At 55.8% G+C, this 12705-nt stretch carries 13 protein-coding genes; 4 read left to right on the forward strand and 9 right to left on the reverse strand.

What is annotated here, in order from left to right; translation table 11 throughout:
* Positions 1-394: 394 nt before the first annotated feature.
* The gene (locus EO087_RS08505; protein ID WP_128898494.1) at positions 395-1723 is read left to right on the forward strand and encodes an MFS transporter; all 1329 of its coding nucleotides are present in this window, start codon (positions 395-397) and stop codon (positions 1721-1723) included.
* Positions 1724-1826: 103 nt separating this feature from the next.
* Here EO087_RS08505 and tnpA read toward each other — a convergent pair whose 3' ends face one another.
* Positions 1827-2258, reverse strand: a complete 432-nt coding sequence (gene tnpA, locus EO087_RS08510; protein WP_128898495.1) for an IS200/IS605 family transposase — start codon at positions 2256-2258, stop codon at positions 1827-1829.
* A gap of 214 nt (positions 2259-2472) precedes the next feature.
* Between tnpA and EO087_RS08515 the strand changes: the two genes are divergently transcribed.
* From EO087_RS08515 to EO087_RS08530, 3 genes are all read left to right on the forward strand, one after another.
* Complete coding sequence (locus EO087_RS08515; RefSeq protein WP_205744338.1) at positions 2473-2934, forward strand: MarR family transcriptional regulator; 462 nt, start codon at positions 2473-2475, stop codon at positions 2932-2934.
* A gap of 34 nt (positions 2935-2968) precedes the next feature.
* The gene (locus EO087_RS08520) at positions 2969-3364 is read left to right on the forward strand and encodes a DUF1398 family protein (RefSeq protein WP_128898496.1); all 396 of its coding nucleotides are present in this window, start codon (positions 2969-2971) and stop codon (positions 3362-3364) included.
* 402 nt (positions 3365-3766) lie between these two features.
* Positions 3767-4066 (forward strand): hypothetical protein, encoded by a 300-nt coding sequence (locus EO087_RS08530; RefSeq protein ID WP_128898497.1) that lies wholly within the window; start codon positions 3767-3769, stop codon positions 4064-4066.
* A 320-nt stretch (positions 4067-4386) separates the two neighbouring features.
* Here the strand turns inward: EO087_RS08530 and EO087_RS08535 are convergent, their stop codons facing one another.
* From EO087_RS08535 to EO087_RS08570, 8 genes are all read right to left on the reverse strand, one after another.
* Positions 4387-5610, reverse strand: coding sequence for a ShET2/EspL2 family type III secretion system effector toxin (locus tag EO087_RS08535; protein WP_128898498.1), 1224 nt, complete (start codon positions 5608-5610; stop codon positions 4387-4389).
* Positions 5592-6367 (reverse strand): IS5 family transposase gene (locus tag EO087_RS08540; protein ID WP_240669003.1). Its coding sequence is split into 2 segments (ribosomal slippage): positions 5592-5998 and positions 5998-6367, totalling 777 coding nucleotides; the frame shifts between segments, so codons are not numbered across the junction. Before EO087_RS08540 ends, EO087_RS08535 begins: the two co-directional genes overlap by 19 nt.
* 24 nt (positions 6368-6391) lie before the next feature.
* Positions 6392-7051, reverse strand: coding sequence for a hypothetical protein (locus tag EO087_RS08545; protein WP_128898499.1), 660 nt, complete (start codon positions 7049-7051; stop codon positions 6392-6394).
* 140 nt (positions 7052-7191) lie between these two features.
* On the reverse strand, positions 7192-9021 hold the full coding sequence (glmS, locus tag EO087_RS08550; RefSeq protein ID WP_128898500.1) for a glutamine--fructose-6-phosphate transaminase (isomerizing): 1830 nt from the start codon (positions 9019-9021) through the stop codon (positions 7192-7194).
* Between the two features lie 157 nt (positions 9022-9178).
* Positions 9179-10549, reverse strand: a complete 1371-nt coding sequence (locus EO087_RS08555) for a cystathionine beta-synthase (RefSeq protein ID WP_128898501.1) — start codon at positions 10547-10549, stop codon at positions 9179-9181.
* Positions 10550-10746: 197 nt separating this feature from the next.
* Positions 10747-10980 (reverse strand): YdcH family protein, encoded by a 234-nt coding sequence (locus EO087_RS08560; RefSeq protein WP_128898502.1) that lies wholly within the window; start codon positions 10978-10980, stop codon positions 10747-10749.
* 387 nt (positions 10981-11367) lie between these two features.
* Positions 11368-12000 carry a hypothetical protein gene (locus tag EO087_RS08565; protein ID WP_128898503.1) on the reverse strand — a complete coding sequence of 211 codons (633 nt, stop codon included), beginning with the start codon at positions 11998-12000 and terminating at the stop codon, positions 11368-11370.
* On the reverse strand, positions 11997-12701 hold the full coding sequence (locus tag EO087_RS08570; protein ID WP_128898504.1) for a DUF4398 domain-containing protein: 705 nt from the start codon (positions 12699-12701) through the stop codon (positions 11997-11999). Before EO087_RS08570 ends, EO087_RS08565 begins: the two co-directional genes overlap by 4 nt.
* Positions 12702-12705 lie beyond the last annotated feature (4 nt).

Below are 12705 nucleotides of genomic sequence, written 5' to 3' on the forward strand. Positions count from 1 at the left end.
TGTGGCATCCCGACAGCGGGATAAGCCCAAGCAGAAGCAGTCTTCGGAGAGCCTTCATGGACATGACCGGCGACGCAACGGAGAAAAGAGGGGTACTGCTTGCGCAAACAAGGTACGCCGAATGGCGGGGCGCATGCAATTGTTCTGATCACTTTCGTGTGCAACAACCGTCGCCGCACACTCCTGCCCATCACGAATAGGCAGAAAAAGTACTTGAATTTGTGCGATATGCGAAAGTGAGTGCAAAGTGATGCGGCGATTTGCCCGCCCTCACACGGGGGATGCCGCCATAACCACGCACATCCCGCGCCAGAACTATCGCCGCCACTCTAGCCATCGCGCCGCGACAGTGCCATGCTGTATCCGACGTACCTCCCTTGACCGAGTAACGACGATGTCGACGACGTTTGAGGATCAGCGCGAACCAGGTTTCAGCCACGAGGACATCGGGCGCATCCATGCGCATGCCAAGGTGGCGCCAGGCGAGATCGCCATCGGCGTGGTGATTGGACGTACCTCTGAATACTTCGACTTCTTCGTGTTTGGCATCGCCTGCGTACTGGTGTTCCCATCGGTATTCTTTCCCTTTGCAAGCCGCCTGGACGGCATGCTGTTCTCCTTCGCGATCTTTTCGTTGGCGTTTATCGCCCGCCCGATCGGCACCACACTGTTCATGTCCTTCCAGCGTCGCTGGAGCCGCGGCACCAAGCTCACCATCGCCCTGTTTCTGCTCGGCAGCGCCACGGCGGGCATGGCGTTCTTGCCCGGCTATGCGGTGATCGGTCGCTGGGCCATCGGCCTGCTTACCTTCTTCCGCTTCCTGCAAGGCATTGCACTGGGTGGCTCGTGGGACGGTCTGCCCTCCCTGCTCGCGTTCAACACTCAACCGGAAAAGCGTGGCTGGTACGCCATGCTGGGGCAGCTCAGCGCACCGATCGGCTTCTTGATCGCCAGCGCACTATTCCTGTTCCTGCATGAAGAGCTCAACCAGGACGATTTCATCGACTGGGGCTGGCGCTACCCCTTCTTCGTCGCCTTCGCCATCAATGTAGTGGCGCTGTTTGCTCGTCTGCGACTGGTGGTCACCGAGGAATACACCCGTGCGATGGAAGAGCGCGAACTGGAACCTATCGGCATCTTCGACATGCTGCAGCGGCAGGGTTACAACGTGTTCCTTGGCGCGTTCGCCGCACTAGCCAGCTATGCATTGTTCCATCTGGTTTCCATTTTTCCGCTGTCATGGATTTCGCTCGGCACCACGCAATCCGTCAACGAAGTGCTGGTCGTGCAAATCGTCGGAGCGATCGTCGGGATTCTCGGTATTATTGCATCGGGCATCATTGCCGACCGCATCGGGCGACGCACCACGCTGGGAACAGCCGCCATGTTGATTGGCGTCTTTGCACTATTCACGCCCTGGTTGCTGGATGGCAACAAGGCCGCACAAGATGCGTTCATCCTGATTGGCTTTCTGTTGCTGGGTTTGTCATATGGACAGGCGGCGGGCAGCGTCACGTCCAACTTTGAAATCCGCTTGCGTTATACCGGTGCAGCACTGACGTCCGATTTTGCCTGGCTGATTGGCGCGGCGTTCGCACCGCTGGTGGCGCTTGGCCTGTCATCACGCTTCGGGTTGGTCGCTGTAAGCGTGTATCTGCTGTCGGGCGTGGCATGTACTTTGATCGCGTTGCGCGTTAATCGTGCACTGGCTGATCGGGAATAAGAGTCACTAACTATTAGTAAGTATCCCCCGGCAAAGCCGGGGGCTTTATTGGGTGAGCCCCTCAAAGGGGCGATAACAGCGTGAGCCGCCTGAAGGCGGCGGGCTACACGCCCAGCTTCATCTGGTCGTAACGTTCATCCTCTTGCTCTTGGTTTCGGATGTATGCCCTCACCATCGCTTCGTCCAAGCCCACCGTCGAGACGAAATAGCCTCGTGCCCAAAACGACTCCCCAGTGAAGTTTCGATTCCGTCCTCCGAACTTGCGCGCAATGGTGATGGCACTCTTACCCTTGAGGTAACCCACCACGTTCGACACTGCATACTTCGGCGGAATGCTGATGCACATGTGAATGTGGTCGCTCATCAGGTGGCCTTCCACAATCTGCGATTCCTTGTGCGAAGCCAACTCGTGGAAGACCTCGCCCAAGTGCTTGCGTAACTCTCCAAACACCTGCTTCTTTCTCCGCTTGGGAATGAACACCACGCGGTACTTACAGTCCCAACGGGCATGACTCAAGCTTTGATACTCTTTCATCGTGAACCTCGTCTCTTGGTCGAGATTTCAGGTTCACTACGACCGCCGTATAGGTCAAACCTTGGTGAGTCCCCCGGCAAAGCCGGGGGCTTACCTCATTCTGAGTTAGGCGATTTACTTCACACCTGTATCGCAACACAACACATGCATGACATGACCCCTTGACAGAAGGAATGGGGGCATATAGTTTACAAGGCAACCAAGTGGACCATTCATGGGTGAAACAGCAACCATTTCTGAATTGTCGTCGCATCTTGGCTACTGGATGCGGTTTGTCTCCAATCACGTGTCGAATTCTTTCTCACGAAAGCTCGAGAGCGAAGGAGTGACTGTTGCTGAGTGGGTACTGATGCGAGAGCTCTATGATGCTCATTCCATGTCGCCGAGCCATCTTGCGGATAGGCTGGGAATGACGCGGGGAGCAATAACTCGGCTAGCAGACCGATTGATTGGCAAGTCACTCGTCACACGTAATGCCCATCCGGAAGATGGGAGAGCGCAGATCTTGGCTTTAACGCGTCATGGCCGCAAACTCGTGCCGAAATTTGCTTCAATAGCTGACGCAAACGATATCGAGTTTTTTGGGAAATTACCGCCAAATGATCGCGAGTCGCTGATGCGTATTCTCATAAAAATTGTCGACCAGCATGAGCTCAAGATTGTGCCCATAGATTGACCATAGGTTTTCTAAATTTTCTCAAGGGAAAGCAATGAATATCCGTTCCATCGTTGAAGAATGCACCAGAAGCTCCGAAGATGACAGTATTAATTTTCCGGATCAACTCAAGAAACTCGCTGCAGCCGGAGTGGAGGGGTACTATGCGGACCTTCGAAACTCGAAAAGAACTTATTATCTGTCTGACGGCGAGACCATTGAAGTATCGACTGCCAAAGTCGGAGTTCCAGTGACTACGACGTTCAATGCAAAAACCGTAGGGGAAGCCATCCGGTTGTCGCAGTCTGGCGCACATACCTATCGGGAGTTCTGCGAGAAGGTCATGAAGGCAGGGTGTGCGAGCTATCTCGTTTCGCTATTGGGACGTAAAGTGGTGTACTTGGCCCGGTCCGGTGAAAGTCATGTTGAATACTTCCCATCCGGAAAGTAGATAACTTCCTCATCGTCTACTGCTTACTTGAAGTCTGGAATCATTCGACTAATCCATGGAAACGTCGTCAGTCAATCTTGAGCCTCCTTTATTACCATCGCTCACGCAAGGTAATGCTCCCGAGTTCAAGGATTCTCTCGCTAATTGAACGTTTGCTCGCGGATGAAAATCGTTTTGTCCAGAAGGCAATAGGATGATCTCTGAGAGAAATGCTAATCCCCTTCCGAGAAGAAGCCATTGATTTCATTCAACGTCGTGTACAGGAATTATCGCCGATTGCATTTTCGGAAGCCACACGCAAGCTTCCTTCCAAGCTGCGCAATGAGTTCGTAGCTGGTCGTCGATTAGCGCGCAAGCGCAAAATGCCGACCAGCATTTTAACGTAAAATCAAGGAGTCAATCATGACATTAGACGAAGCAGCAGATCACTGCGAACAGGCGTGGAGTTCCTATGCAAAACGTCACGGCATTCGCCGAGATTTCAACGCGTTTTATTTGCTCAAGATGCAAGAAGAACTCGGCGAACTCACCAGGCGGTATCTTGAAATGACAGGCGGGGAATATGCAACAAAAGACGGCGATGCACTCAGAAAGAAATTCGAAGGCGACTGTGCGAGCGTAATTGGCAACGCTCTGATTCTCGCACGGCACTTCGGTGTTGATATTACGTCGAAGATCCTCGAAAAATTTCCAGCCGAATAAAGCGGCTCGAGAGTGCCGAGTTCTTGCCCCTCCTTTTCACAGTCTCGGCTCAACGATCGTGAGCGTCGGTCAACCGCTCGATAATCCGATCCAGCTCGCTAATCGTACACCGTAATGCAAGTATCACCATCTGGGTTTGTGGTTCCTAACTCCGTGAGCTCCTGACTCGCACCCCGCATGCCCGCTTGCTTTGCGTGAGATCACCCACTCACCCGCCGGGTGAGTCAAAGATCACTCGCAAACCCAGACGCCATGCGCACTGTGCGTTAGGAAGTCATGGAATCAGGTGGCTGTAAGCCGGAACCGCAGATTTATTCCACTTATTTTTGAGACACCCCATTAGCGGCCACCCCACAAAACTCGTCCACAACAGCCTCGTATGCCTGGATTGCTTTGTCATGGCCTAATCGCCGGGCCACATCAAGCGCCGACACACCATACTTATGTTTTACTTTGAGCATATCGGCGAGGGAATAGGCTAGAGCTTCCTCTGGTACTAGCCTGAGTAATTCCCCATATGCCTGGATCGCCTCGGCATGGCCGTTTTGCAAGGCGAAATAAAGCCCCGACGTACCATCCGGACCTTTTGCTTTAAGCAATGTGATGATGTGCCAGACGAGGGTTTTTTCAGGCACTTGCTTGAGTAATGTCCCGTATGCGCGGATCGCCTCAGCACAGCCACATTCCAAGGCTATGAAAAGCCCTGGTATTTTGATCGGACTTTTTGCAGCGAGTAGTTTTACTTGCCTTGCCGCATCTAACCTAGTGAACTTCTCAAACAGCTTGACCAGCTCCCCCGCGAGGTTATTTCTTAACAGGTGCCACATCACTATTGGTGAGAGTTCTTCATAGCGACAGGTCAACGCCATCCCTTGGCTTATTTGCAACGGCGACTGCTCAGGTGCCTGACGGCTGCACACATGCACCATCACACAGTCTTCATAACTATCAAAATAGCGCTGGTAGTGCGGATCATGTTGACCATCCCCGTCGATATATTGTCGTAAGGTCTGGGTGTTTAACTTGTCTATGTTATCGACCTCGCAACGCACGGTGGTGTCGGTAAAGTTGGGATCATAAAACTTCACGACATAGATTTTTTTCTGGACATCCTGCGGATGCTGTTTCACACGCAATCGAATGGCCATCGCATGATTGGTCGACGTGACCATAAGGCTACGCACACCGGCGCCGTTCTGCGACTCGTTTTCTATTTGTTGGAATTGATCCTTCAGCAACTTACCCAAATCATCAGTCTTGATCAGGTATGCTTCTTGAGCATCTCGCAGCATCTTTTCACAATCGGCTTCGGTCCCACCTGTTTTCACATGTTGAGCGATTTGATTGACAGAACTGAAATGGCTTAAATCGACTTTGCCAGCTTCGTTATGCAAGCTGTCGTAGATATATTGAGCCGCTAAGTGGCGGCATTCGATGTATTCCCGCTGTATGCCGGGTACTCCGGGAAAGGTAGCCTGACCGTTTAGGCGAGCTGGCGGGTATGTATGCTTTTTAGAGCATGTCGTCATAAGATTCTGAGCCACATGACGAGGCAGCGAATTTGCACAGCGGCAAGGAAAGAGGACAGATTCTTCGCGTAGCGTGTCGCCACACCACGCCACTGTTTCAGGTACAAAAACGCATTCTCAACCAGGTGGCGATGACGATACAGGTACGTGTCGTAGTCGCGCGGCTCTTTTCGGTTTTTACGTGGCGGAATATGCGCCTGCATGCCTTGCTCATGAGCCTGCTCAACAATGGCATCACTGTCATAACCTTTGTCGGCCATGAGATGCTCAGCAGGAATGTCTTTGATCAGTTCCGCAGCCTGCGAACAATCTGCCCGGGTACCCTCTGTAACAAGAATTCGGACTGGCATACCATGCGCATCCACGGCCAAATGTATCTTGGTGTTGCGCCCCCTTTTGTGAGACCTATGCCCTGATTGCCGCCACGAGCTCCCGCTGCATGAGGATGAACCTTGCAGTGACTGGCATCGATCATCAGCCACTCAAAGTCCGGCTCATCCATCACACGTTCCAACAGACCTTCCCATGTGCCGTTATCGCGCCAGCGACAAAAGCGCCGATGGGTATTCTTCCAATCGCCGTACTCGGGTGGTAAATCTCGCCACGGCGCTCCGGTGCGAAGTATCCAGAACACTGCGTTGATGAATTGCCGATTATCTTTGGCTACACGCCCCCATCGGCCCGCTTGACCCGGCAAATGGGGTTCAAGCAAACCCCATTTTTCATCGGAAATGTCATGGCGTCGATAGGCTGCAGTCACAGAGGATTCCATCCAGCAAGATTCGATGGCGGGTAGTTAACCATATTTCAACACCTCATGACGACAGGCTCTAGACAGATACGGCATGCTTTTATCAAACGGCCAGTCCGGTCGTTGCACCTTGGCGTTATGGACAGGGAACGCCGCATAATGTCCGCGAGATGGACCAATGGTGCAGATCCTCATCGCACCTTCGCCTGAAGCGGCCATCCGAACTGAGCCGCCGTTCACTGTCAGCTCCTGGCCTGTTAGCGTTAAGTGTGTATCGCCGGTAACAACCACGACGGCACCGTTTGGCATGTGCACGACGGCACCTTCCTCCGCGTTAAGCTGTGCACCATCTTTGAGCTTCGCGGTGGCGCTCGTACCCGCGGTGACGTATGAACCCGGATACACAGTGACGATGGACTCGCCCTGCGCATTAACCGTCGCATCTTCGTACGCGTATACCGTGGCCCCGTCGAAGGCGTCCACCGTTGAGCCTGAATTTGCCCATATGGTCGCCTCATCTTGCGCCGTGACATCGGCGCCTAGTTCGGCCACAACCTTCGCGCAGTCCTTGACAAGAGTTGGCCCCTTGACGGCCCTGTTATCATGGCCCCCTATCGTCTCCCAGGGAATGATGTCTTCCTGCGAAGCTGTTGAATCGGTTGAATCGGTTTGCGGGGAAAACATAAACGGATTGATGCCATTCATGTGTTCATTCCTCGATTAGGTGGTGGATGCCTGAGTTCCAGGCCACGCGTACCTACAGTAGAAAACACTAAAGGTTGGCACCGTTTAAAACGGATCCTGCCCCTGAATCACAGACACTCAATTAAACGACATATTGAAAACTACTCCACCGTGACGGATTTCGCGAGATTACGTGGCTGATCCACATCCGTGCCACGCAACACAGCGACGTGATAAGCCAGCAATTGCAGCGGCACGGTAAACACAGCTGGCGCGATGAATTCGCCGCTACCGTCGATGCGCAACACGACACCGCGCGTGGCGTTGCCATCAATATGCGCAACAGCGTCGGCAAAAACAATCAGCTCGCCGCCGCGTGCACGCACTTCCTGCAGATTGGACTTGAGCTTGTCTAGCAGCGGGCCATTCGGTGCCACGGCTACCACTGGCATGTCTTCGTCGACCAGCGCCAACGGCCCGTGTTTGAGTTCACCCGCCGGATAAGCTTCGGCGTGGATATAGGAAATTTCCTTGAGCTTGAGCGAGCCTTCCAGTGCCACTGGATAATGCGCGCCACGCCCGAGGAACAATGCGTGGCGGCGGTGCACGAAACGCTCGGCCAGCTCGATGATTTGCGGCTCAAGCTTCAAGGCGTCTTCGATCGAACGTGGCAGATGCAGCAGTTGTGCGCACAGTTCGCTGTGCTGCACGCCATCCATGCCCTGCTGCCTGGATAGATGCAAGGTGAGCAGTGCGAGTGCACTAAGCTGGGTGGTGAAGGCTTTGGTGGAGGCTACGCCAATTTCCGGACCGGCGCGCGTCATCAATTTCAGGTCAGCTTCGCGTACTACGGATGATTCGGGCACATTGCAGATGGCGAGAGTCCCGAGATAGCCACGGCGGCGCGATTCGCGCATGGCGGCAAGGGTGTCGGCGGTTTCGCCCGATTGGGAAATGGCGATGAAGAGCGTGCCTTCCGGCACCACAGCTTCGCGATAGCGGTATTCGCTGGCGACTTCTACATTCACCGGCAGGCGTGCGTATTCTTCGATCCAATATTTGGCGACCATGCCAGCGTGATAGCTGGTGCCACAGGCGATGATGTGCAGACCTTTCACTTTCGCTAGCAGTTCTTCGCCACCGACGCCGAAGATGTTCGGTAGCACGCCATGAGCGTTGATGCGTGCTTCGAGCGTGTCGGCAACGGCGCGTGGCTGTTCGAAGATTTCCTTCTGCATGTAGTGGCGGTATTCGCCGCGCTCCACCGCGTCGGCGGAGAGTTCGCTCTCGTGCATAACGCGCTGGACCGGCTTACCGTCGAGGGTGTAAATCTGCGCGTTTTCGCGGGTGATCTCGACCACGTCGTCTTCGTCAAGATAGATGATTTTGTTGGTGACTTTGATGAGTGCCTGTGCATCGGAGCCCAGGAAGTGTTCACCGATACCTACGCCGACCAGTAACGGCGCACCGCGACGCGCACCGACGACACAGCCAGGTTCATCGCGGCTCATCACGGCGATGGCGTAGGCGCCGTCGAGTTCACGCACCGTGGCGAGTACGGCCTCGCGCAGGTTCATGCCTTTGCTGATGTTGACGTCGATCAGCGCGGCCATCACTTCCGTATCGGTTTCGGAGGTGAAGACATAACCCTTGGCTTGCAGCTCGGTGCGCAGCGTCGCGTAGTTCTCGATGATGCCGTTATGCACCAGTGTGACGCGGCCAATCATATGCGGGTGTGCGTTGGCTTCGTTGGGTACGCCGTGCGTGGCCCAGCGAGTATGTGCGATGCCGGCACCACCGGGCAGAGGATCGGCGAGATACAGGGCTTCCATTTCGCGCACTTTGCCTTTGGCACGTACGCGGCGGACTTGCCCTCCGTCCAGTACGGCCAAGCCGGCCGAATCGTAACCGCGGTACTCCAGCGCTTTGAGGCCGGCGATGAGCAGTGGCGCTACATCACGTTGGGCGGCAGCGGCAACGATTCCACACATGACGGTGATCCTTTGCGGCGGGCTATGCGAAGCGCTGGGCTTCAATGGAGCCAGCGACTTTGCCGGGATGCTATTTCGACAGGCTTTCGAGGTGTCAGTTCATTCTTACATTGGGCAATAGTTTTACCCCCTGCACGCAGGGGAGAGAGCAGAACCGTCAGTGCACTTTGCGACGCAGGTAGTTCAGTAGATCGATGCGGGTGATCAGGCCCAGGAACTGCTCGTCGTCCATCACGATGGCAACGTGTCCGCGATCGAACACTGGCAACAACGACTGGATCGGCGAGCGCACGTCCAATATCTGTAGGTCGATGATCATGGCGGTGGAGACGGAATCGCGGAAGCGCGCTTCGTCGGCATGCACGTGCATCAGCACGTCCGATTCATCAAGGATACCGACGAGGCGGTTGCCGTCCATAACCGGCAACTGCGAAACGTCATACAGCTTCATCCGTGTGTAGGCCGTCATCAGCAATTCGTTCGGGCCGATCACCACTGTGTCGCGCTGGGCGAAGGGGCGCAGCAGCAGGTCGCGCAGATCCCCATGTTGTTCACGTTCGATAAAACCGTTGTCAAGCATCCAATAGTCGTTGTACATCTTCGACAGGTACTTGTTGCCCGTGTCACACACCAGGGTTACGACCCGTTTGGGTTCGGTCTGTTCGCGGCAATACTTCAGGGCCGCCGACAGCAGGGTGCCGGTGGACGAACCACCTAGCACACCTTCCTTCGCCAGCAGTTCGCGCGCGGCGAGGAAGCTTTCCTTGTCGGAAATCGCATAAGCCTTTTTGACACGGGTGAAGTCGCTGATGCTAGGCAGGAAATCTTCGCCGATGCCTTCGACCATCCAACTACCGGATTTGGTGGAGAGCACACCTTCATTAATGTATTGCGCCAGGATGGAGCCCACTGGATCGGCCAGCACCAGTTCGGTGTCCGGCGAGGCTTCGGCGAAATAGTTGGACAAGCCGCTGAGCGTGCCGGAGGAACCGCAGCCGACCACCACCGCATCGACCTTGCCATCCATCTGCTTGAGGATTTCCGGGCCGGTGGTTTCGATGTGCGCCTTGGGGTTGTCCGGGTTGCCAAACTGGTTGATGAAATACGCGCCGGGCGTTTCGCGTGCGAGGCGTTCGGCCATGTCCTGGTAATACTCCGGGTGACCCTTGGCCACGTCGGAGCGGGTCAGCACCACTTCGGCGCCCATGGCCTTGAGGTTGAAGATTTTCTCGCGGCTCATCTTGTCTGGCACCACCAGGATCAGGCGGTAGCCTTTGGCCTGTGCCACCAGCGCCAGACCCAGGCCGGTATTGCCGGCGGTGCCTTCCACCAAGGTCGCGCCAGGTTTGATCTTGCCGGTCTTTTCGGCGCCTTCGATCATCGACAGGCCAATGCGATCCTTGATCGAGCCACCCGGGTTCGCGCTTTCCAGTTTCAGGAACAGCTCGCAACGCCCGGTATCCAGGCGTTGAGCGCGCACTATGGGGGTGTTACCAATCAGCTCGAGGACACTTGCATTGACCGTCATGAAAACTCCATACGTAGGGCTTGTCGTGCGATATGAAGGGCAATCATAACGGGAACAGGTGCCACAGGCCGCAGTCGGAGCATCCCTTGGGCACGTTCCTTGGGGCACGTTTCCGGACGGCGATGCATCGAGCCCAGAAACAGAACGGCCCCGGCAGCTTTCGCGCCGGGACCGTATTTCATGTCAAAACCAGCAGATCAGTTGATAGGGCGCGTTTGCGCTCGACTGTCCCACATGCGCTGGAGCTTTTCCTTGGCGTGGAGTTTTTCAACTTTCATTCCATGAAGCGTCGTGTCGTCAATGGGAAGCACGCCGATATCGGCATCGTGCACCTTGCTATCGAGTTCCTTATGCCGTTGGTAGAGCCGGCGAAACTCTGCATCGGTTTTCATAAGGGCTTCGACAGCAGTTGGCTGCTGATCTTCGAACATGATTCAACCTCCTCGGGTAAGACGGTAGACGTATCGCTACGTCCACGAACAGAAGCAAATCGCACGCATGACCACATCCCCAAGCCCTGCTTGCAGGACACGGGGGAGGAAAAGTGGAGGGATATGCGCATGATTCAGTCGGTAAGCCACGACAGCTCAGGGGCCGCAGCGTCTTTGACCCTACTCCCCGTTGCTGGAGCGCACAAGGGCCCTCGACAAGGCGCATGGGAGTGCGGTTTGTAGTCAAAAACCCGTAAAATGGGACGTCTTAAAGCATAGTGACTTTAAGGCATCCGATGACACACATCCGAAACATCTGATGGGTGAGACCCTCTCCCTGATATGACATCGAAAAAAGATGGGTGTAATCGGATGGATCAAGACAGCTTAGTTGCCGCTGGAAGATGGCGGTTGGTTTTCTTGCAAGGCTCTGGCGGCCTGAGCCGCCTTGGTCGCCAGCGCAGCCTGACGCTTGGCGGCCTGGGCTACCTTGGCCTGGGCAGCCGCCAACCTGCGAGCTTGATCGGCTTCGGACTGGGCTTGGGCGGCTTGAGCGGCCGCTTCCTGACCCTGCGCCTGCAGGCGTGCGGTTTCCTGCTGCGCCAACTGGTACTGCATACGCTGAATATCAAGCTGCTGCTGCGCGGCGTTGGCATCGATGCGGCTGCGGTCGAGCTGCAATTGGGCGTTTTGCTGGTCGAGCTGGTTGAGCTGGCGCTGGGCCACTTGCAACTGCGCTTCGGCCCTGGCCTGGTCGACCCGGCGTTCGGCAATGTAGAGCACATGCGGACGCTCGCGCGAACTAGCCTGGGAAAGTTGGTTGATCGCATCGCGTGCCAGCGCCTGGTCGGCCTGGGCATAGGTGCCCAGGGTCGGATCGCTGGCTAACTGATTCAAGGTATTGTTCAAACGGTCGATATCCATATCGTCCTTGCGTGCCTGAACGGCGGCGCTGGCGAAAACAGCCAACAAGGACATGGCGATGATCGACAGCGGTTTTCCGGAAGTGGACTTTTTCATAGCTGGCCTCCCTGATTCTGCTGGCCAGAATCAGGCAGAGTCTGGAAGCCCTGCCCTTGTTGCTGGGGTTGTGGGTTCGGGTTGCCGAGCACCGAGGACGACGGGGCCGGCATATCCTGTTGCATCGGCGCCTGAGTCGGAAGCGTCGGAATGCTTGACGGCGGCACTGGCGACGTGGCACCCGAAGCCGGGTTGCCACCATGGTCACCATCGTTGTCGTCGCTAACCGCCGGCTGCTGCGCAGCGGCCTGCTGGGCGGCCAACTGGGCTCTCTGTTGCTGGTAGTGTTGGTCGTTTTCCGACTGCGCTTCCTCGTTTTGTGCTCGCAACTGACCGTTTGCATCCGTTTTGGATTGAATTTGGGCACGTGCCGCGGCCAACATGGCCTTGGTACGCGCAAGCGTCGCATCGGCCCGCGACTCGTCGGCCAGATCTGCCGCCTGAGCATACTTGCGATCGGCCATGGCGAACTGCGCCTGCTGGAATTTGTCTTGCGCGAAGCCAAAATCGACCGGGTCGTAGGTCTCGGCCCCCGCATTGCGGGCGGACTGCAACTGCGCCTGGGCCTGATTCATCGCGTTATCCGGCGGGGGGACGCTGGCACAGCCGCCAAGACTTAACGTCACCGCCAACATCAACGCCGGAGCCACCGCACGGATACGCGAACCGCATACCTGTAGCGGGGAAAATGTGTGCACCATCACT

This window comes from Dyella sp. M7H15-1, assembly GCF_004114615.1.
GTDB lineage: Bacteria > Pseudomonadota > Gammaproteobacteria > Xanthomonadales > Rhodanobacteraceae > Dyella_B.

What these genes read in the sequence shown, in the direction of transcription:
- EO087_RS08505 (WP_128898494.1), top strand. Translation starts at nt 395, where the DNA reads ATGTCGACGACGTTTGAGGATCAGCGCGAACCAGGTTTCAGCCACGAG.
- tnpA (WP_128898495.1), bottom strand. Translation starts at nt 2,258, where the DNA reads ATGAAAGAGTATCAAAGCTTGAGTCATGCCCGTTGGGACTGTAAGTAC.
- EO087_RS08515 (WP_205744338.1), top strand. Translation starts at nt 2,473, where the DNA reads ATGGGTGAAACAGCAACCATTTCTGAATTGTCGTCGCATCTTGGCTAC.
- EO087_RS08520 (WP_128898496.1), top strand. Translation starts at nt 2,969, where the DNA reads ATGAATATCCGTTCCATCGTTGAAGAATGCACCAGAAGCTCCGAAGAT.
- EO087_RS08530 (WP_128898497.1), top strand. Translation starts at nt 3,767, where the DNA reads ATGACATTAGACGAAGCAGCAGATCACTGCGAACAGGCGTGGAGTTCC.
- EO087_RS08545 (WP_128898499.1), bottom strand. Translation starts at nt 7,051, where the DNA reads ATGAATGGCATCAATCCGTTTATGTTTTCCCCGCAAACCGATTCAACC.
- glmS (WP_128898500.1), bottom strand. Translation starts at nt 9,021, where the DNA reads ATGTGTGGAATCGTTGCCGCTGCCGCCCAACGTGATGTAGCGCCACTG.
- EO087_RS08555 (WP_128898501.1), bottom strand. Translation starts at nt 10,549, where the DNA reads ATGACGGTCAATGCAAGTGTCCTCGAGCTGATTGGTAACACCCCCATA.
- EO087_RS08560 (WP_128898502.1), bottom strand. Translation starts at nt 10,980, where the DNA reads ATGTTCGAAGATCAGCAGCCAACTGCTGTCGAAGCCCTTATGAAAACC.
- EO087_RS08565 (WP_128898503.1), bottom strand. Translation starts at nt 12,000, where the DNA reads ATGAAAAAGTCCACTTCCGGAAAACCGCTGTCGATCATCGCCATGTCC.
- EO087_RS08570 (WP_128898504.1), bottom strand. Translation starts at nt 12,701, where the DNA reads ATGGTGCACACATTTTCCCCGCTACAGGTATGCGGTTCGCGTATCCGT.